At 71.4% G+C, this 19,260-nt stretch carries 17 protein-coding genes; 13 read left to right on the forward strand and 4 right to left on the reverse strand.

Annotation, left to right across the window (positions count from 1 at the left end; genetic code table 11):
• Positions 1-4 precede the first annotated feature (4 nt).
• From ACH4FX_RS00470 to nuoN, 13 genes are all read left to right on the forward strand, one after another.
• Positions 5-559: a NuoB/complex I 20 kDa subunit family protein gene (locus tag ACH4FX_RS00470; protein WP_398473997.1), complete on the forward strand. Its 555-nt coding sequence runs from the start codon at positions 5-7 to the stop codon at positions 557-559.
• A gap of 107 nt (positions 560-666) precedes the next feature.
• The gene (locus ACH4FX_RS00475) at positions 667-1,365 is read left to right on the forward strand and encodes an NADH-quinone oxidoreductase subunit C (RefSeq protein WP_398474568.1); all 699 of its coding nucleotides are present in this window, start codon (positions 667-669) and stop codon (positions 1,363-1,365) included.
• Positions 1,365-2,687, forward strand: a complete 1,323-nt coding sequence (locus ACH4FX_RS00480; RefSeq protein ID WP_398473998.1) for an NADH-quinone oxidoreductase subunit D — start codon at positions 1,365-1,367, stop codon at positions 2,685-2,687. Before ACH4FX_RS00475 ends, ACH4FX_RS00480 begins: the two co-directional genes overlap by 1 nt.
• On the forward strand, positions 2,684-3,559 hold the full coding sequence (gene nuoE, locus ACH4FX_RS00485) for an NADH-quinone oxidoreductase subunit NuoE (protein ID WP_398473999.1): 876 nt from the start codon (positions 2,684-2,686) through the stop codon (positions 3,557-3,559). Before ACH4FX_RS00480 ends, nuoE begins: the two co-directional genes overlap by 4 nt.
• Positions 3,559-4,914, forward strand: a complete 1,356-nt coding sequence (gene nuoF / locus ACH4FX_RS00490) for an NADH-quinone oxidoreductase subunit NuoF (RefSeq protein WP_398474000.1) — start codon at positions 3,559-3,561, stop codon at positions 4,912-4,914. The genes nuoE and nuoF overlap by 1 nt, the downstream gene beginning before the upstream one ends.
• Positions 4,911-7,505, forward strand: coding sequence for an NADH-quinone oxidoreductase subunit G (locus ACH4FX_RS00495; protein ID WP_398474001.1), 2,595 nt, complete (start codon positions 4,911-4,913; stop codon positions 7,503-7,505). The genes nuoF and ACH4FX_RS00495 overlap by 4 nt, the downstream gene beginning before the upstream one ends.
• A complete protein-coding gene (gene nuoH, locus ACH4FX_RS00500) occupies positions 7,505-8,881 on the forward strand; it encodes an NADH-quinone oxidoreductase subunit NuoH (protein WP_398474570.1) in 1,377 nt (458 codons plus the stop codon). Before ACH4FX_RS00495 ends, nuoH begins: the two co-directional genes overlap by 1 nt.
• Positions 8,874-9,521, forward strand: coding sequence for an NADH-quinone oxidoreductase subunit NuoI (gene nuoI / locus ACH4FX_RS00505; RefSeq protein ID WP_398474002.1), 648 nt, complete (start codon positions 8,874-8,876; stop codon positions 9,519-9,521). The genes nuoH and nuoI overlap by 8 nt, the downstream gene beginning before the upstream one ends.
• A complete protein-coding gene (locus ACH4FX_RS00510) occupies positions 9,518-10,330 on the forward strand; it encodes an NADH-quinone oxidoreductase subunit J (protein WP_398474003.1) in 813 nt (270 codons plus the stop codon). Before nuoI ends, ACH4FX_RS00510 begins: the two co-directional genes overlap by 4 nt.
• Positions 10,327-10,626 (forward strand): NADH-quinone oxidoreductase subunit NuoK, encoded by a 300-nt coding sequence (gene nuoK, locus ACH4FX_RS00515; protein WP_006604821.1) that lies wholly within the window; start codon positions 10,327-10,329, stop codon positions 10,624-10,626. Before ACH4FX_RS00510 ends, nuoK begins: the two co-directional genes overlap by 4 nt.
• Before the next feature lie 12 nt (positions 10,627-10,638).
• The gene (gene nuoL, locus ACH4FX_RS00520) at positions 10,639-12,585 is read left to right on the forward strand and encodes an NADH-quinone oxidoreductase subunit L (protein WP_398474004.1); all 1,947 of its coding nucleotides are present in this window, start codon (positions 10,639-10,641) and stop codon (positions 12,583-12,585) included.
• Between the two features lie 3 nt (positions 12,586-12,588).
• On the forward strand, positions 12,589-14,229 hold the full coding sequence (locus ACH4FX_RS00525) for an NADH-quinone oxidoreductase subunit M (protein WP_398474005.1): 1,641 nt from the start codon (positions 12,589-12,591) through the stop codon (positions 14,227-14,229).
• A 32-nt stretch (positions 14,230-14,261) separates the two neighbouring features.
• Entirely contained in the window at positions 14,262-15,878 is a 1,617-nt protein-coding gene (gene nuoN / locus ACH4FX_RS00530) for an NADH-quinone oxidoreductase subunit NuoN (protein ID WP_398474572.1), read from the forward strand.
• Positions 15,879-16,046: 168 nt separating this feature from the next.
• On the opposite strand, the gene ACH4FX_RS00535 is transcribed toward nuoN, so the two are convergent.
• The 4 genes from ACH4FX_RS00535 to fahA all read right to left on the reverse strand — a co-directional run bounded on the left by ACH4FX_RS00535 (position 16,047) and on the right by fahA (position 19,169).
• Positions 16,047-16,388: a hypothetical protein gene (locus ACH4FX_RS00535; protein WP_398474006.1), complete on the reverse strand. Its 342-nt coding sequence runs from the start codon at positions 16,386-16,388 to the stop codon at positions 16,047-16,049.
• 170 nt (positions 16,389-16,558) lie between these two features.
• Positions 16,559-17,056 (reverse strand): hypothetical protein, encoded by a 498-nt coding sequence (locus tag ACH4FX_RS00540; protein ID WP_398474007.1) that lies wholly within the window; start codon positions 17,054-17,056, stop codon positions 16,559-16,561.
• A gap of 245 nt (positions 17,057-17,301) precedes the next feature.
• Entirely contained in the window at positions 17,302-17,973 is a 672-nt protein-coding gene (locus ACH4FX_RS00545; RefSeq protein ID WP_398474008.1) for a GPP34 family phosphoprotein, read from the reverse strand.
• Positions 17,970-19,169 (reverse strand): fumarylacetoacetase, encoded by a 1,200-nt coding sequence (gene fahA, locus ACH4FX_RS00550; protein ID WP_398474009.1) that lies wholly within the window; start codon positions 19,167-19,169, stop codon positions 17,970-17,972. Before fahA ends, ACH4FX_RS00545 begins: the two co-directional genes overlap by 4 nt.
• Positions 19,170-19,260: the final 91 nt, after the last annotated feature.

Here is a 19,260-nt window from a genome sequence, read left to right on the forward strand (position 1 = left end):
ATCAATGGGACTTGAAGAAAAGCTGCCGAGCGGCTTTCTGCTTTCCACCGTCGAACAGGCCGCGGGCTGGGTGCGCAAGTCATCGGTCTTCCCCGCCACCTTCGGCCTCGCCTGCTGCGCCATCGAGATGATGACCACCGGCGCCGGCCGCTACGACCTCGCCCGCTTCGGCATGGAGGTCTTCCGCGGCTCGCCGCGCCAGGCGGACCTGATGATCGTGGCCGGCCGGGTGAGCCAGAAGATGGCGCCCGTGCTGCGGCAGGTCTACGACCAGATGCCGAACCCGAAATGGGTCATCTCCATGGGCGTGTGCGCCTCGTCGGGCGGGATGTTCAACAACTACGCGATCGTCCAGGGCGTCGACCACATCGTCCCGGTGGACATCTACCTGCCCGGCTGCCCGCCGCGTCCCGAAATGCTGATGGACGCCATCCTCAAGCTGCACCGGAAGATCCAGGACTCCAAGCTCGGGGTCAACCAGCGGCAGGCGGCCCGCGAGGCGGAGGAAGCGGCGCTCAAGGCGCTCCCGACGATCGAGATGAAGGGGCTGCTGCGGTGAGCGACGGCACCAAGGGGACCAACGGGAACGGTGACGCCAACGGCACTGGCGGTGTCAACGGAACCGGTGGGGCCAAGGGGCCCGACGGGGTCAACCCCGACCAGGACCTGAACGCGCAGAACCTGCCCGGCCAGCGCGGCGACCACGGCGAGGTCATCGACACCCGGCGCGGCATGTTCGGCGCCACCGGCGGCGGCGACACCTCCGGGTACGGCGGGCTCGTACGGTCCGTACGGATGCCGGGCGCCACCCCGCGGCCGTACGGCGGCTGGTTCGACGAGGTCGCGGACGAGCTCGAAGGGGCGCTGGACGAGCAGGGGCTGGTCCCCGGGAACGCCATCGAGAAGACGGTCGTGGACCGCGGCGAGCTGACCTTCCACATCGAGCGCCGGTACCTGCCGACGGTGGCGAAGACCCTCCGCGACGACCCGGCGCTCCGCTTCGAGCTGTGCACCGGCGTCAGCGGGGTGCACTTCCCCGGCGACAAGGGCCGCGAGCTGCACGCCGTCTACCACCTGCGCTCGATCACCCACAACCGGCTGATCCGCCTGGAGGTGACCGCGCCGGACGCCGACCCGCACGTGCCGTCCCTCGTCGGCGTCTACCCGACCAACGACTGGCACGAGCGCGAGACGTACGACTTCTTCGGGCTGGTCTTCGACGGTCACCCGGCGCTCACCCGGATCATGATGCCGGACGACTGGCAGGGCTTCCCGCAGCGCAAGGACTACCCGCTCGGCGGCATCCCCGTCGAGTACAAGGGCGCCCAGATCCCGGCTCCCGACCAGCGGAGGTCGTACACCTGATGTCCACCAGCCATGCGACCCCTCGGGAGACCACCGAGGGCACCGTCTACACGGTCACCGGCGGCGACTGGGACGAGATCGCGGCCGCCGCGGCCCGTACGGACGACGAGCGGATCGTCGTCAACATGGGCCCCCAGCACCCCTCCACCCACGGTGTGCTGCGGCTGATCCTGGAGATCGACGGCGAGACCGTCACCGAGGCCCGCTGCGGCATCGGCTACCTGCACACGGGCATCGAGAAGAACCTCGAATACCGCACCTGGACGCAGGGCACCACGTTCGTCACCCGGATGGACTACCTGACGCCGTTCTTCAACGAGACGGCGTACTGCCTGGCCGTGGAGAAGCTGCTGGGCATCACCGACGACGTGCCGGACCGGGCGAGCGTCATCCGGGTACTGCTCATGGAGCTGAACCGGCTCTCCTCCCACCTGGTGGCCATCGCCACCGGCGGCATGGAGCTGGGCGCCACCACGATCATGATCTACGGGTTCCGGGACCGGGAACTGATCCTGGATATCTACGAGCTGATCACCGGGCTGCGGATGAACCACGCGTACATCCGGCCCGGCGGACTCGCCCAGGACCTGCCGCCGGGCGCGGTCGACCAGGTGCGCGAATTCGTGAAGAAGATGCGCAAGAACCTGGCCGAGTACGACAAGCTCGCCACCGGCAACCCGGTCTTCAAGGGCCGCATGCAGGACATCGGCTACCTGGACCTGGCCGGCTGCCTGGCCACCGGCGCCACCGGCCCGGTGCTGCGCTCCGCCGGGCTCCCGCACGACCTGCGCAAGACCCAGCCGTACTGCGGATACGAGCACTACGACTTCGACGTGCCGACCGCCGACACCTGCGACGCCTACGGACGCTTCCTGATCCGCCTGGAGGAGATGCGCCAGTCGCTGCGCATCGTCGAGCAGTGCCTGGACCGGCTCGCGCCGGGGCCGGTGATGGTCGGCGACAAGAAGATCGCCTGGCCCGCCCAGCTGGCGATGGGCCCGGACGGACTGGGCAACTCCCTCGACCACATCAAGAAGATCATGGGGACCTCGATGGAGGCCCTGATCCACCACTTCAAGCTGGTGACGGAGGGCTTCCGGGTGCCGCCCGGCCAGGCGTACGCGGCCGTGGAGTCCCCCAAGGGCGAGCTGGGCGTGCACGCCGTCAGCGACGGCGGGACCCGCCCCTACCGGGTGCACTTCCGCGACCCGTCCTTCACCAACCTCCAGGCCATGGCGGCGATGTGCGAGGGCGGCCAGGTCGCCGACGTCATCGTCGCCGTCGCGTCCATCGACCCCGTGATGGGAGGCGTCGACCGGTGACAGACGTCAGCTTGGGGATGCCGCAGCTCCCCGCCCCCGACTACCCGGCCGAGGCGAGGGCCCGGCTCGAAGCGGACGCCAAGGAGGTGATCGCCCGCTACCCCGGCCCGCGCTCCGCGCTGCTGCCGCTGCTCCACCTCGTCCAGGCGGAGGAGGGGCACGTCACCCGGACCGGCATCCGCTTCTGCGCCGAGCTGCTGGACCTGACGACGGCGGAGGTCACCGCGGTCGCCACCTTCTACTCCATGTACCGGCGCGGGCCCGGCGGGGACTACCAGGTGGGGGTGTGCACCAACACCCTGTGCGCGGTGATGGGCGGCGACGCGATCTTCGAGACGCTCCAGGAGCACCTGGGCGTCGCCAACGGCGGGACGACCGAGGACGGCAAGGTCACGCTGGAGCACATCGAGTGCAACGCGGCCTGCGACTTCGCGCCGGTCGTGATGGTCAACTGGGAGTTCTTCGACAACCAGACGCCGGAGAGCGCCAAACGGCTGGTGGACGACCTGCGGGCGGGCCGGACCGTCGAGCCGACCCGCGGCGCGCCGCTGTGCACGTACAAGGAGACGGCCCGCATCCTCGCCGGGTTCCCGGACCGGCGGCCGGGCGCGGTGGAGGCCACCGGCGGGGCCGGGCCCGCCTCGCTGGTCGGGCTGCGGCTGGCCAAGGGCGAGGCCGTGCCGGGCGCGGGCTCCGCCGACCATGTCGTACCGCAGCGGGGCGCGGTGCCCGCCGAGGGCGAGGGCGAGTCCGCGGGACGGGCACCGGGCGAGGCACCGGCCACCCATCCCAGCTCGCACGACGCGCCCCGCGAGACCTCGGCCTCCGACCCCCGGCATCCAGCCGGACCGACCGCCGAGGAGGGGGAGTGATGACCGTGGCCGCCGAGGTCAGCAAGGCCAACCCGGAGAAGCTGCTGGCGCCCGTGCTGTCCGCCTTCTGGGACCAGCCCGGGTCCTGGACGCTGGACACCTACCTGCGCCACGAGGGTTACGAGGGCATGCGCAAGGCCCTCGCCATGCCGCCGGACGACGTGATCGCCTACGTCAAGGACGCCGGACTGCGCGGGCGCGGCGGAGCCGGCTTCCCCACCGGGATGAAGTGGCAGTTCATCCCGCAGGGCGACGGCAAGCCGCACTACCTCGTCGTCAACGCCGACGAGTCCGAGCCGGGCACCTGCAAGGACATCCCGCTGCTCTTCGCCAATCCGCACTCCCTGATCGAGGGCATCGTCATCGCGTGTCACGCGATCCGCTCGAACCACGCCTTCATCTACCTGCGCGGTGAAGTCGTGCCCGTGCTGCGGCGGTTGCACGAGGCCGTCCGGGAGGCGTACGACGCGGGCTATCTCGGCCGCGACATCCTCGGCTCGGGCCTGGACCTGGATGTCGTCGTGCACGCGGGCGCGGGCGCGTACATCTGCGGCGAGGAGACCGCGCTGCTGGACTCCCTGGAGGGCCGTCGCGGACAGCCCCGGCTGCGTCCTCCCTTCCCGGCGGTGGCGGGCCTGTACGCCTGCCCCACTGTCGTCAACAACGTCGAGTCCATCGCGTCGGTTCCCGCCATCATGAACAAGGGCAAGGAGTGGTTCCGGTCGATGGGCAGCGAAAAGTCCCCGGGCTTCACGCTGTACTCGCTCAGCGGCCACGTCGCCAACCCCGGCCAGTACGAGGGCCCGCTGGGCATCACGCTGCGCCAGCTGCTCGACATGAGCGGCGGCATGCGGCCCGGCCACCGGCTGAAGTTCTGGACGCCCGGCGGCTCCTCCACGCCGATGTTCACCGAAGAACACCTGGACGTGCCGCTCGACTACGAGAACGTCGGGGCGGCGGGCTCGATGCTCGGCACCAAGGCGCTCCAGTGCTTCGACGAGACCACCTGCGTCGTACGGGCCGTGACCCGGTGGACCGAGTTCTACGCGCACGAGTCCTGCGGCAAGTGCACGCCCTGCCGCGAAGGCACCTACTGGCTCGTCCAGCTGCTGCGCGACATCGAGGCCGGCCGGGGCCGCATGAGCGACCTCGACAAGCTGGGCGACATCGCCGACAACATCAACGGCAAGTCCTTCTGCGCGCTCGGCGACGGCGCCGCGTCCCCGATCTTCTCCTCGCTGAAGTACTTCCGCGCGGAGTACGAGCAGCACGTCACCGGCAAGGGCTGCCCCTTCGACCCCGCCAGGTCGACCGCCTGGGCCGACACCAACGCTCACCTGGGGGTGAACGCATGACCGTCACGACCACGGGGTCCGACAGCGGCTCCGCCGCGGCCTCGGGGGGCGGTGCGGCGGCCGTACCGCCCGAAGACCTCGTCACGCTGACGATCGACGGCATCGAGATCTCCGTCCCCAAGGGGACGCTGGTCATCCGGGCCGCCGAACTCCTCGGCATCGAGATCCCGCGCTTCTGCGACCACCCGCTGCTCGACCCGGCCGGCGCCTGCCGCCAGTGCATCGTGGAGGTGGAGGGGCAGCGCAAGCCGATGGCCTCCTGCACCATCACCTGCACCGACGGCATGGTGGTCAAGTCGCAGCTGACCTCGCCCGTCGCGGAGAAGGCGCAGCGCGGCGTGATGGAACTGCTGCTGATCAACCACCCGCTGGACTGCCCGGTCTGCGACAAGGGCGGCGAGTGCCCGCTGCAGAACCAGGCCATGTCCGCCGGGCAGGCCGACACCCGCTTCGAGGGCAGGAAGCGCACGTTCGCCAAGCCGGTGCCGATCTCGAAGCAGGTGCTGCTGGACCGCGAACGGTGCGTACTGTGCGCGCGCTGCACCCGCTTCTCCAACCAGATCGCGGGCGACCCGATGATCGAGCTGATCGAGCGGGGCGCGCTCCAGCAGGTGGGCACGGGCGAGGGCGACCCGTTCGAGTCGTACTTCTCCGGCAACACCATCCAGATCTGCCCGGTCGGCGCGCTCACCTCGGCCGCGTACCGGTTCCGGTCGCGGCCCTTCGACCTGGTCTCCTCGCCCGGCGTCTGCGAGCACTGCGCGGGCGGCTGCGCGACCCGTACGGACCACCGGCGCGGCAAGGTCATGCGGCGGCTGGCCGCCGAGGACCCCGAGGTCAACGAGGAGTGGATCTGCGACAAGGGGCGCTTCGCGTTCCGGTACGCGCAGCAGCGCGACCGGCTGGTGCACCCGATGGTGCGGGACGCGGAGACCGGCGAACTGGTCACGGCGAGCTGGCCGGAGGCCCTGGAAGCGGCGGCGCGCGGGCTGGGCGCCGCCAAGGGGCGTACCGGCGTGCTGACCGGCGGCCGGCTGACCGTCGAGGACGCGTACGCCTACGCCAAGTTCGCGCGGGTCGCGCTGGACACCAACGACATCGACTTCCGGGCCCGCGCGCACAGCACGGAGGAGGCCGACTTCCTGGCCGCGCGGATCGCCGGGCGGGGGCGCGACCTGGAGGGCGGCCCCTCGGTCACGTACACCGAGCTGGAGAAGGCACCGGCCGTCCTGCTCGCCGGGATCGAGGCGGAGGAGGAGGCGCCCGGCCTCTTCCTGCGGCTGCGCAAGGCGCACCGCAAGCGCGGGCAGCGCACCTTCGGGCTCGCTTCCTACGCCACGCGCGGGCTGATCAAGGCAGGCGGAACGCTGCTGCCCGCCGCGCCCGGCACGGAGACGGAGTGGCTGGACGCGCTGGCGGGCGGGGTCGCCCCGGGCGGAGCCGGGGGGAGCGCCGGCCTGGAGGGCGCGGGCCGGACCGCCGCCGAGGCGCTGCGCGGCGCGGGCTCGGTGATCGTCGTCGGTGAGCGGCTGGCGGCGGTGCCGGGCGCGCTGACGGCGGCGGTCCGGGCCGCCACCGCGACCGGCGCCCGGCTCGTGTGGGTCCCGCGGCGGGCGGGCGAGCGCGGCGCTCTGGAGGCGGGCGCGCTGCCGGGACTGCTGCCGGGCGGGCGCCCGGCGACCGACCCGCGCGCCCGTGAGGAGGTCGCCGCCGCGTGGGGCGTCTCCGACCTGCCGCAGCGCTACGGCCGGGACACCGGCCAGATCGTGGCGGCGGCCGCCGGCGGGGAGCTGAGCGCGCTGCTGGTGGCGGGCGTCGACCCGGCGGACCTGCCGGACCCGGCGCGGGCCCTGGAGGCGCTGGACTCGGTGGGCTTCCTGGTGAGCCTGGAACAGCGGCCGTCGGCCGTCACGGAGCGGGCGGACGTCGTCCTCCCGGTCGCGGCGGTCGCGGAGAAGTCCGGCACCTTCCTCAACTGGGAGGGCCGGGCCCGGCCGTTCGAGGCCGCGCTCAAACCCGACCAGATGACGCGCCGGCACCTGCTGCCGGACGCCCGGGTGCTGCACATGCTCGCCGACGCGATGGACGTCCACCTGGCGCTGCCCGACGTACGGGCCGCGCGCAGGGAGCTGACCGCGCTGGGCCCGTGGAGCGGCCCGTACGCGGCGGACCCGGTGGAGCCGGGGCGCGCGCTGCCCCGGCCGGAGCCCGGCGAGGCCGTGCTGGCGGGCCACAAACTGCTGCTCGACCAGGGGCGGATGCAGGAGGGCGACGAGGCGCTGGCCGGTACGCGGCACGCGGCCGTGGCCCGGATGTCGGCGGCCACCGCCGAGGAGACCGGGGTCGCGGACGGCGGCCTGCTGGCGGTCACCGGACCCCGCGGGACCGTGCGGCTGCCCCTGGAGGTCACACCGATGCCCGACCGGGTGGTGTGGCTGCCGCTGAACTCGGCGGGCGGCGGGGTCACCGCCGACACGGGCGCGCGGCCCGGTGAGCCGGTGAAGATCGCGGCGGTGACCGGGGCCGCCGATCCGGACGTCCCCGGCGCTTCCGGTACGGCGTCCGGCCCGGTCAAGGAGGTGGACGCGTGATGCGGCAGCTGGCCCTGACCGGCAGCACGCTGGCCCAGGAAGACCTGTCGATGTTCGGCCGGGACCCGTGGTGGCTGATCGCGCTCAAGGCGGTCTTCTGCTTCGCGTTCCTCATGCTGACCGTGCTGTTCTCCATCGTCTGGGAACGCAAGGTCGTCGCGTGGATGCAGCTGCGCATCGGCCCGAACCGGCACGGCCCCTGGGGCATGCTCCAGTCCCTCGCGGACGGCATCAAGCTGATGCTCAAGGAGGACCTGGTCGTCAAGCGGGCCGACAAGGCGGTGTACGTGCTCGCGCCGGTCGTGGCGGCCGTACCGGCCTTCATGGCCGTCGCGGTGATTCCGTTCGGCCCGGCCGGCAACGAGATCTCGGTCTTCGGCCACCGTACGACGATGCAGCTGACCGACCTGCCGATCGGCGTGCTGTACATCCTCGCCACCGCCTCCGTCGGCATCTACGGCATCGTGCTGGCGGGCTGGTCCTCCGGCTCGACGTACCCGCTGCTCGGCGGGCTGCGCTCGTGCGCGCAGATGGTGTCCTACGAGATCGCGATGGGCCTGTCCTTCGCGGCGGTCTTCCTCTACTCGGGGTCGATGTCGACCTCGGCGATCGTGGAGTCCCAGCAGGACAAGTGGTACGTCCTGCTGCTGCCGGTCTCCTTCATCATCTACATCGTCGCCATGGTGGGCGAGACCAACCGCGCGCCGTTCGACATGCCGGAGTCCGAGGGCGACCTGGTCGGCGGCTTCAACACCGAGTACTCGTCGATCAAGTTCGCGATGTTCATGCTCGCCGAGTACATCAACATGGTGACCGTCTCGGCGGTCGCGGTGACGCTCTTCCTGGGCGGCTGGCGGGCCCCGTACCCGGTCAGCACCTTCTGGGAAGGCGCCAACCACGGCTGGTGGCCGCTGCTGTGGTTCGTCATCAAGGTGCAGCTGCTGCTGTTCTTCTTCATCTGGCTGCGCGGCACACTGCCGCGCGTGCGCTACGACCAGTTCATGAAGCTGGGCTGGAAGGTCCTCATCCCGGTCTCGATGGTGTGGCTGATGCTGGTCGCGACCGTACGGGCCCTGAAGAACGAGGGCTACGACTTCCAGCGGATCGTGATGTACGTGGGCGGCGCGGCCGTCGCCGTCCTGCTGGTCTCGCTCGTCGCGGACTTCTTCCGGCGGGGCGAGAAGGAGGAACCGGAGCAGGAGCCGGCCTTCGACCCGATGGCGGGCGGCTTCCCCGTGCCGCCGCTGCCCGGACAGACCCTGCCACCCGTGCCACGACGGCGACCGCGTGGGGACCGGGAGCTGATTGTCAGTGGCGGGGTGGACACTGTCAGTGACCGAACCGAGACGGACGGAAAGGGGGGCGACGGTGCCTGACTTCCAGAACCCGGTGGCCGGCTTCGGCGTGACCTTCAAGGCCATGTTCAAGAAGCGGCTGACCGAGCAGTATCCGGAGGAGAAGAAACCGACGGCGCCGCGCTTCCACGGCCGCCACCAGCTCAACCGGCATCCGGACGGGCTGGAGAAGTGCGTCGGCTGCGAGCTGTGCGCCTGGGCCTGCCCGGCCGACGCGATCTACGTCGAGGGCGCCGACAACACCGACGAGGAGCGCTACAGCCCCGGCGAGCGCTACGGCCGCGTCTACCAGATCAACTACCTGCGCTGCATCCTGTGCGGCCTGTGCGTCGAGGCGTGCCCCACCCGCGCGCTGGCCATGACCAACGAGTACGAACTCGCCGACCGGACCCGCGAATCGCTCATCTACACCAAGGAGGAGCTGCTCGCGGGGCTGGAGGACACGATGGTCGACACCCCGCACGCGATCTACCCGGGGATGACCGAGAAGGACTACTACCGGGGCCTGGTGACCGAGGCCGCGCCGGGCACGGTGCGGCAGGTCGCCGTGTCCAAGGGGGAGACGGCCGCGGGCGAAGGCGGCGCGGACACCGCGGCACCCCAGGAGGCCGCGTCCACCTTCGGGCCGGACGAGCCCGCCGCCCGGGAGGTGACGCAGTGACGACGACCTCTCTGGCCGCCGCGGCGTCCACCGGCGAAGCGGTGCAGTTCTGGATCCTCGGCACGGTGGCGGTGCTCGGCGCGCTGAGCACGATCCTGATGAAGCGGGCCGTGCACAGCGCCCTCTCGCTCGCCGGCACCATGATCATCCTGGCCGTGTTCTACCTCGCCAACGGCGCGTACTTCCTGGGCATCGTGCAGATCGTCGTCTACACCGGCGCGATCATGATGCTGTTCCTCTTCGTCGTCATGCTGGTCGGCGTCACCGCGGCCGACTCCCTCAAGGAGACGCTCAAGGGCCAGCGCTGGCTGGCCGCCGCCTGCGGCCTGGGCTTCGGCATCCTGCTCATCGCCGGCATCGGCAACGCGTCGCTGCGGCACTTCAACGGCCTCGGCGAGGCCAACGCCGGTGGCAACGTGCAGGGCCTGGCGGCGCTGATCTTCACCAAGTACGTCTTTGCCTTCGAGGTCACCGGCGCGCTGCTGATCACCGCGGCGGTCGGTGCGATGGTCCTGACGCACCGGGAGCGTACGGAGCGCGCCAGGACCCAGCGCGAGCAGTCCGAGCAGCGCATCAGGGAAGGCAAGCACATCCCGCCGCTCCCCGCGCCGGGTGTCTACGCCCGCCACAACGCGGTGGACATCCCCGGTCTGCTCCCCGACGGCACCCCGTCCGAGCTGACCGTCAACCCGACGCTGCGCGGACGCGGCCAGATCCGGGACGTCTCCGGTGAGTCGCTGGCCGAGCTGAAGGCGCTGGAGCAGCGCTCCGAAGAGTGGCTGGGCCGCAGCGAGGAGGCGAAGCGATGAACCCGGTCAACTACCTCTACCTCGCCGCCCTGTTGTTCACCATCGGCGCGGCCGGGGTGCTGATCAGGCGGAACGCCATCGTGGTGTTCATGTGCATCGAACTGATGCTGAACGCCTGCAACCTCGCCTTCGTGACCTTCTCGCGGATGCACGGAAATCTGGACGGCCAGATCATCGCGTTCTTCACGATGGTCGTCGCCGCGGCCGAGGTCGTGGTGGGTCTGGCGATCATCGTGTCCATCTTCCGCACCCGCCACACGGCCTCGGTCGACGACGCCAGCCTGATGAAGCTGTAAGGGGTCGTAAACGTGGAGAACCTGATCGCCCTGCTCGTCGCGGCCCCCCTGGCCGGCGCGGCCCTGCTGCTGTGCGGCGGCCGGAGACTGGACCGGGCGGGCCACTGGATCGGCACGCTGCTCGCGCTGGCGTCCTTCGCCCTGGCCGTACCGCTGTTCACGGAGCTGCTGGGCCGCGACGCCGAGCACCGCACACTGCACCAGCACCTGTTCAGCTGGATTCCGGTGGGCGGCTTCCGGGCCGACGTGGCCTTCCAGCTGGACCAGCTGTCCATGACGTTCGTCCTGCTGATCACCGGTGTCGGATCGCTGATCCACATCTACTCGATCGGCTACATGGAGCACGACGAGCGGCGCCGCCGCTTCTTCGGCTACCTGAACCTGTTCCTCGCGGCCATGCTGCTGCTCGTCCTCGCCGACAACTACCTGCTGCTGTACGTCGGCTGGGAGGGCGTGGGCCTGGCCTCGTACCTCCTCATCGGCTTCTGGCAGCACAAGCCCAGCGCGGCGACGGCGGCCAAGAAGGCGTTCCTGGTCAACCGCGTCGGTGACATGGGCCTGTCCATCGCGATCATGCTGATGTTCACCACGTTCGGGACGTTCGCGTTCGGGCCGGTGCTGGGCGCGGCGGGCGAGACGTCCGAGGGCAAGCTCACCGCCATCGGGCTGATGCTGCTGCTCGCCGCCTGCGGCAAGTCGGCACAGGTCCCGCTGCAATCGTGGCTCGGCGACGCGATGGAGGGCCCGACGCCGGTCTCGGCCCTGATCCACGCGGCGACGATGGTGACCGCCGGCGTCTACCTGATCACCCGCTCCGGGGCGATCTTCAACGGCGCGCCGGACGCACAGACCGCCGTCGTGGTGGTCGGCGCGGTGACGCTGCTGTTCGGTGCGATCGTCGGTTGCGCGAAGGACGACATCAAGAAGGCCCTTGCGGGCTCCACGATGTCGCAGATCGGCTACATGATCCTGGCCGCCGGTCTGGGCCCGGTCGGCTACGCCTTCGCGATCATGCACCTGGTCACCCACGGCTTCTTCAAGGCCGGCCTCTTCCTCGGCGCCGGTTCGGTGATGCACGGGATGAACGACGAGGTGGACATGCGCCGCTACGGCGGCCTGCGCAGGTACATGCCCGTCACGTTCATCACCTTCGGCCTCGGCTATCTGGCCATCATCGGCTTCCCCGGACTGTCCGGCTTCTTCTCCAAGGACAAGATCATCGAGGCGGCCTTCGCCAAGGGCGGCACCGAGGGCTGGATCCTGGGCGGCGCGGCCCTGCTGGGCGCCGCGATCACCGCGTTCTACATGACGCGGGTGATGCTGATGACGTTCTTCGGCGAGGAGCGCTGGCGCAAGGCACCGACCCCGTCGCCCGCCGAGCCGTCGGTGGAGCCCGCGGCCGAGACCCGGGGCGAGTACACCCCGCCGCACCCGCACGAGTCGCCGAAGTCCATGACGATCCCGATGATCCTGCTGGCCGTCGGATCGGTGTTCGCGGGCGGGCTGTTCAGCGTCAACGAGGCGTTCGTGACCTGGCTGGAGCCGGTCACCTCCTTCGACCACGGGCACCCGCCGATCGGTGCCGGGGCGATCACCGCGGCCACGATCGTGGTGATGCTCCTCGGCGTCGCCCTCGCCTACCTCCAGTACGGCCGCAAGCCGGTGCCGGCCGTCGCGCCGCGCGGTTCGCTGCTGACCCGGGCGGCCCGCCGCGACCTGCTCCAGGACGACTTCAACCACGCTGTCCTGGTGCGCGGCGGTGGCGAGCTGACCCGCGCCCTGGTGCAGCTGGACCACTCCGTCGTGGACGGCGCGGTCCGGGGCACGGCCGCCTCGATGGGCGGCCTCTCCGGCCGGCTGCGCCAGGCGCAGAACGGCTTCGCCCGCTCGTACGCGGTACAGATGTTGGGCGGTGCGGCCGTGCTGATCGCCGCGACCCTGCTGATGAGGGGTGTCTGAGCCATGTCCTTTCCCCTTCTGACGGCCACCGCGGCGGTCCCCGCGCTCGGCGCGATCGCCACCGCCGCGGTGCCCGCCGCCCGGCGCACCGTCGCCAAGTGGCTGGCGCTGCTGTTCTCGCTGGCCACCCTGGTGCTCGCCGCGGTGGTCGCGGTCCGCTTCGCCCCGGGCGCCGAGGGCCCGTTCCAGCTCACCGAGTCACACGCCTGGATCAAGGACTTCGGTGTCCGCTACGAGCTGGGCGTGGACGGCATCGCGGTGGCGCTGATCGCGCTGACCGCGCTGCTGGTCCCGTTCGTGATCCTGGCGGGCTGGCACGACGCGGATGCCCTGGAGACGGTGTCCGACAGCGGCTCCGCCGCGGGCACCTCCCACCAGCGCTGGCGCCCCACCCAGGGCTTCTTCGCGCTGGTGCTCGCCGTCGAGGCGATGGTGGTCATCTCGTTCGAGGCCACCGACGTGTTCCTCTTCTACATCTTCTTCGAAGCCATGCTCATCCCGATGTACTTCCTCATCGGCGGCTTCGGGGACCGTGCGGGGACCGGCGGTGAGGAGCACAGCGCGACGCTGCGCTCGCAGGCCGCCGTGAAGTTCCTGCTCTACAACCTCGCCGGCGGCCTGATCATGCTCGCCGCGGTGATCGGGCTGTACGCGGCCACCGCCGACCAGCTCGGCAGCGGCACGTTCTCCCTCACCGAGATCGTCCAGGCGCGCGCGGACGGCAAGCTGGCCCTGGGCACCGGCACCGAACGGCTGCTGTTCCTCGGCTTCTTCTTCGCCTTCGCGGTGAAGGCGCCGCTGTGGCCGCTGCACACCTGGCTGCCGGGCGCGATGGGCGAGTCCACCGCGCCGGTCGCCGTACTGATCACAGCGGTGGTCGACAAGGTCGGCACCTTCGCGATGCTCCGCTTCTGCCTCCAGCTCTTCCCGGAGGCCAGCAGCTGGGCCACCCCGGTCGTCCTCGTCCTCGCGCTGATCAGCATCCTGTACGGGGCGCTGGTCGCGGTCGGCCAGCGCGACATCAAGCGCCTGATCGCGTACGCCTCCATCTCGCACTTCGGCTTCATCATCATGGGCATCTTCGCGATGACGAGCCAGGGCCAGGGCGGCGCGACGCTGTACATGGTCAACCACGGCATCTCGACGGCGGCGCTGATGCTGGTCGCCGGGTTCCTGATCTCGCGGCGCGGCTCCCGGCTGATCTCCGACTACGGCGGGGTGCAGAAGGTCGCGCCGGTGCTGGCCGGGACGTTCCTGGTCGGCGGCCTGGCGACGCTGTCGCTGCCGGGCCTGGCCCCCTTCGTCAGCGAATTCCTCGTCCTGGTCGGCACGTTCAGCCGCTACCCGGTCGTGGGCATCGTGGCCACCGTCGGCATCGTGCTCGCCGCGCTGTACGTCCTGGTCCTCTACCAGCGGACGATGACCGGCCCGGTGAAGGCCGAGGTGCGGACGATGCCCGACCTCAAGGCGCGGGAGCTGGCCGTGGTCGCCCCGCTGATCGCGCTGCTGCTGTTCCTCGGCGTCTACCCGAAGCCGCTGACGGACCTCGTCAACCCGGCGGTGGACCACACCCTGTCCGTCGTCGACCAGCACGATCCCCGCCCCGACGTACCCGTGACGGCAGATGCGGAGGCCGCGAAGTGAGTTCCGTGGCGAGCGTCCACAGCCTGTGGACCATGGCGGCCGAGGCACCGGCCAGGATTCCGGCGCCGAAGATCGAGTACGCCCAGCTGGCACCGGCCCTGATCGTGCTGGGCGCCGCGGTCGTCGGTGTCGTACTGGAAGCGTTTTTGCCGCGGCGCAGCCGCTACCACGCCCAGCTGCTGCTGTCCGTGCTCGCGCTGGCCGCCGGGTTCGCGGCCGTCGTGGGGCTGGCGGCGGGCGGCTTCGGCAGCACCAAGGCGAAGATCGCGGCGATGGGCGCCATCGCCGTGGACGGCCCGGCGCTCTTCCTCCAGGGCACGATCCTGCTGGTCGCGCTGGTCGCCACGTTCACCTTCGCCGAGCGCCGGCTCGACCCGGCCGCGCACGGCCGGAAGGTGGACTCCTTCGCGGCGCAGGCCGCCGCGGTGCCCGGCGGCGACGCCGAACAGGCCGCGGTCAAGGCCGGGTTCACCACGACCGAGGTGTTCCCGCTGGCGCTGTTCGCGGTCGGCGGGATGCTGGTCTTCCCCGCCGCCAACGACCTGCTGACCCTCTTCGTCGCGCTGGAGGTCTTCTCCCTCCCGCTGTACATCCTGTGCGCGCTGGCCCGCCGCCAGCGGCTGCTCTCCCAGGAATCCGCGGTGAAGTACTTCCTGCTCGGCGCGTTCTCCTCGGCGTTCCTGCTGTTCGGCATCGCGCTGCTGTACGGGTACGCCGGCACGGTCACGTACGCCGGTATCGCCGAGGTCGTCAGCGACGGCGCCAAGCAGATCACCCCGGCGCTGGCCGACACGATGGGCAACGACGCCCTGCTGCTGATCGGCGCGGCGCTGGTGCTGATGGGGCTGCTCTTCAAGGTCGGCGCGGTGCCGTTCCACATGTGGACGCCCGACGTCTACCAGGGCGCGCCGACGCCGGTGACCGGGTTCATGGCGGCGGCCACCAAGGTCGCCGCGTTCGGCGCGCTGCTGCGGCTGCTGTACGTGGTCCTGCCGGGGCTGCGCTGGGACTGGCGGCCGGTCATGTGGGGCGTCGCGATCGTCACGATGCTGGGCGGCGCGATCGTCGCGATCACCCAGACCGACATCAAGCGCCTGCTGGCGTACAGCTCCATCGCGCACGCCGGGTTCATCCTCGCCGGTGTGATCGCCACCAGCAAGGACGGCATCTCCTCCGTCCTGTTCTACCTGGCGGCGTACTCCTTCGTGACGCTCGGCGCGTTCGCGGTGGTCACCCTGGTCCGGGACGCGGGCGGCGAGGCCACGCACCTGTCGAAGTGGGCCGGGCTCGGCCGGCGCTCGCCGCTGACCGCGGCGGTCTTCGCGGTCTTCCTCCTCGCCTTCGCGGGCATCCCGCTGACCTCGGGCTTCGCCGGGAAGTTCGCGGTGTTCAAGGCGGCGGCGGAGAGCGGCGCGGGCTGGCTGGTGGTGGTCGGTGTCCTCTCGTCCGCGATCGCCGCGTTCTTCTACATCCGCGTCATCGTGCTGATGTTCTTCAACGAGCCGAAGCCGGACGGCCCGACGGTGGCGGTGCCCAGCCCGCTGACGATGACGGCGATCGGCGTCGGCGTCGCCGTCACCCTGGTGCTGGGGCTGGCGCCGCAGTACTTCCTCGACCTGGCGGGTCAGGCGGGGGTGTTCGTGCGCTGAGCGGGCGGCCGTCCGCGGACGGCCCACGGCCGCTGCCCGGTGCCCTTGCGGGTGCCGGGCAGCGGCCGTGGTGCCGCTCAGCGAAGGAGACCCGGCGCGGCCGAAAGCGACGTGCGAGGAGGGCCGGCCGGAGTACGAAAGGCGCGGATCGGCGCGGGGCGGTCCGGCTCAGCGGGAGAACATCACCGAGCGGACCAGGACTCTCTTCGGAGCGGCCTTGCCGGGCGGTACGACGAAGTACACGTCGCTGCTGCAGTCGTCGTCGGCGAAGAGGGTCACGGTGGCGTTCGTCAGGTTGCGCGCCGCGTAGGCGAAGTCGGCACCGTCCGGCAGCTTGAGCGTGATGCACTCCTTGCCCGGCGGGTCGAGCAGGGCCGCGCGCTGGTCGAGCTTGTCGCCGGTGTTGAAGCCGTAGGAGAAGACCCCGTCGGCGGCGTAGGCGGAGGTGGGGGTGGTCAGGGCGAGTACGGCCGCTCCGAAGGCGGCGGCGACGGAGGTGCGCAGGCGCATCTCGTGACTCCTCGTGGTCGTCGGTGTCGAGCAACTACTCGGAGTGAATATGGCTCAGCGTATGACGTCTTTATCCGACGCCGCTCCGGAAACACCCCTGGTGGCGTAGCGGCCCTCGGCCGTTCGCGCCGGTCCCGGCCCTCGGTACGGCCGACCGGGCTGACCCGCCGTCAGGAACCCGGCGGGCCGGCGGGCAGACTGGGTGTGCCGGGCAGCTTCAGCTTGCCCTCGGCCTTGGTGAACCGGTCGGCCGGCCCGCCCTTCCAGCGCACCGTCAGCGTCCTGCCGTCGGCGCCCGGCTCGACGGTGCCCAGGGTGCGGGTGGTGTGGCCGCCCATGCACTTCAGGGCGATGACCGTGCTGCCCAGCCGCTCGATCTTGCCCTGGCAGACCGCCCCGGTGTCCGCGCCGAGGCCCATGGAGGCGGTGCCCCGGTAGATCACCAGGGTGAGGTGCGAGTCGCCGGTCCTGGCCGTCCAGGCGCCGTCGAGGCTGCCGGTGCCGTCCGTGGGCCCGCCGTCGGCGGTCTGCGACGGGGTGGCGGCCGGTGTCCTGCCCGGCCGGTCCGCCGCGTCGCCCTTGCCGCTGCCGCCACTGCTGCCGCCGCAGCCGCTGAGCAGCAGTGCGGCTATGACGGCCGTCCCGGTGATCCGCGCTGCCTTGCGCACGTACGACTCCTCCGTTGGGGGACAGGGAGACGCGAGGCTAGCAACGCGGCACACGGCCCGGATCTGTGACGGGCGGGACGGAAGGGATTGCGGCAACGTCGCTACGAAGTTGCCGCGGGGCCGTGACCTTCGGGGCGCCGAACGGGGAGTCGCGGGGCGCGCGGTCCACAGCCACGGGGCTCTTCGGGCGCGCACGGTCGGCCGCACGCCGGCCCGGACGATTCACCCACCGCCCGCACCGGACCTCACCCGCCTCCGGCGCTCGCCGCCTCGTCCTGGAAGACGGCGGAGGCCACCGCGCGGGCGATCCAGTGCTCGCGGGCCAGCAGCTTCAGATCGCGGCGTACGGAGCGGCGGTCGCGCCCCAGCTCCAGTTTCCGGTCCAGGCGGACGGCCGAGACCAGGGCGCCCAGCATCCGGTCCTCGGGGTCCCCGAAGCCGGTGGCCAGCGCGCCCTTGAAATGTGCGCGGGCCGGCCCGGCGAGATCCACCGGGCCGGCCGCCAGCCGCTCGTAACGGAACAGGCCGAGCGCGCGCCGGGTTTCCCGGCGGATCGCACCACGCTGCTCCAGCCGCTGCCGGCACGCCTCGTCGATGCCGCGCGCCGCGCTCTGCAGCCAGCGCCGGGCCTTGATGTCACGGCCCTTCCCGGGGGCGGGCAGCGCGGCCAGCGCGCTGTCCAGCACCGGATCACCGAGTGGCAGCGGGCTGCACAGGGTGATCCGGCCGCCGTGCGCCTCCGCCACCCGCCCGGCCCGCTCCAGTTCGGCGAGGGCCCCGCCGGCCAGGCCGTACCGCAGGTGGGAAGGGACGTTCAGCGGCTTGCCGTGCTCCGGGTCCAGGGCGAGGAGCAGTAACCGCTCGGGCAGCGTGGGACCCCGGTCCGCGGACGAGTGCTCCCCCGTGCCAGCGGTCATGAGGTCCGTGCGGGCTGGACACGTCCGGTGACTTCGCCCAGGCCGATGCGGGAGCCGTCGGGGCCGGGCGCCCAGGCGGTCAGGGTGACCTCGTCGCCGTCCTCCAGGAACGGGCCCTTGCCCTGGGTGAGTTCGAGGAGGCAGCCGAGCTGGTCCGGCTCCGGGCCGGAGACCGTGCCGGAGGCGTAGAGGTCGCCGGTGCGCAGCGAGGCGCCGTTGACCGTCATGTGGGTGAGCTGCTGGGCGGCCGTCCAGTACATGGCGGAGAACGGCGGGCGGGCGACCGTCTCGCCGTTGATGTCCACCTGGATGCGCAGGTCGATGCCGCCCGGCTCGGCGGCGGAATCGTCCAAGTAGGGGAGGAGGGGCAGGTCCCGGGCGGGCGGCGCCGTACGGGCGTGGTCCAGCGCGTCCAGCGGGGTGATCCAGGCGGACACCGAGGTCGCGAAGGACTTGCCGAGGAAGGGGCCGAGCGGCACGTACTCCCACGCCTGGATGTCGCGCGCCGACCAGTCGTTGACCAGGCAGACACCGAAGACGTGGTCGCGGAAGCCGTCCAGGCCGACCGGCTCGCCGAGCGCGGACGGGGTGCCGACGACGAAGCCGACCTCCGCTTCGATGTCCAGCCGCCGGGACGGGCCGAAGACGGGCGCCGCGTCGGCCGGCGCCTTGCGCTGGCCGCTGGGCCGGACCACCGGGGTGCCGGAGACGACGACCGTGCCGGACCGTCCGTGGTAACCGATCGGCAGATGCTTCCAGTTGGGGGTGAGCGCGTCGGCGTTCGGGCGGAAGATCCGGCCGACGTTGGTGGCGTGGTGCTCGCTCGCGTAGAAGTCGACGTAGTCGGCGACCTCGAACGGCAGATGCAGCGTCACCGCGGACAGCGGGAGCAGCAGCGACTCGGTGGCGCTGCGGTGCGCGGGGTCGGTGACCGCCGTGCGCACGGCGGCCCGCACGGCCTGCCAGATCTCACGGCCGGCGGCGAGCAGCGGGTTCAGGGTCGGTGCGGCGAGCAGGTCGGCGTGCGGCGACCCGGAGGTGGCGGCGAGCGCGTTCAGGTCCAGTACGTGGTCGCCGTGGCGCACGCCGATGCGGCGCCGCTCCGGCTCGTCCGCCGTGCTGAAGACGCCGTAGGGGAGGGTGTGCGGCCCGAAGGGGTGGTCCTCGGGCAGGTCGAGCGGGTGCTGCTCGGGCATGTACGGCTCCTCGCGTGGTCGTCTCGCGTGTCGTCACCTGTGGCCGCGGGCCGGCGGGCCCGTCGATCAGATTACGGCCCGACGGCCCGCA

The organism is Streptomyces sp. NPDC018019 (genome assembly GCF_044327805.1).
Taxonomy (GTDB): Bacteria; Actinomycetota; Actinomycetes; order Streptomycetales; family Streptomycetaceae; genus Streptomyces.

Coding starts and splice junctions, on each gene's coding strand:
- ACH4FX_RS00470 (WP_398473997.1), top strand. CDS start 5: ATGGGACTTGAAGAAAAGCTGCCGAGCGGCTTTCTGCTTTCCACCGTC.
- ACH4FX_RS00480 (WP_398473998.1), top strand. CDS start 1,365: ATGTCCACCAGCCATGCGACCCCTCGGGAGACCACCGAGGGCACCGTC.
- nuoF (WP_398474000.1), top strand. CDS start 3,559: ATGACCGTGGCCGCCGAGGTCAGCAAGGCCAACCCGGAGAAGCTGCTG.
- nuoK (WP_006604821.1), top strand. CDS start 10,327: ATGAACCCGGTCAACTACCTCTACCTCGCCGCCCTGTTGTTCACCATC.
- nuoH (WP_398474570.1), top strand. CDS start 7,505: ATGCGGCAGCTGGCCCTGACCGGCAGCACGCTGGCCCAGGAAGACCTG.
- fahA (WP_398474009.1), bottom strand. CDS start 19,169: ATGCCCGAGCAGCACCCGCTCGACCTGCCCGAGGACCACCCCTTCGGG.
- ACH4FX_RS00535 (WP_398474006.1), bottom strand. CDS start 16,388: ATGCGCCTGCGCACCTCCGTCGCCGCCGCCTTCGGAGCGGCCGTACTC.
- ACH4FX_RS00525 (WP_398474005.1), top strand. CDS start 12,589: ATGTCCTTTCCCCTTCTGACGGCCACCGCGGCGGTCCCCGCGCTCGGC.
- ACH4FX_RS00545 (WP_398474008.1), bottom strand. CDS start 17,973: ATGACCGCTGGCACGGGGGAGCACTCGTCCGCGGACCGGGGTCCCACG.
- ACH4FX_RS00495 (WP_398474001.1), top strand. CDS start 4,911: ATGACCGTCACGACCACGGGGTCCGACAGCGGCTCCGCCGCGGCCTCG.
- nuoN (WP_398474572.1), top strand. CDS start 14,262: ATGGCGGCCGAGGCACCGGCCAGGATTCCGGCGCCGAAGATCGAGTAC.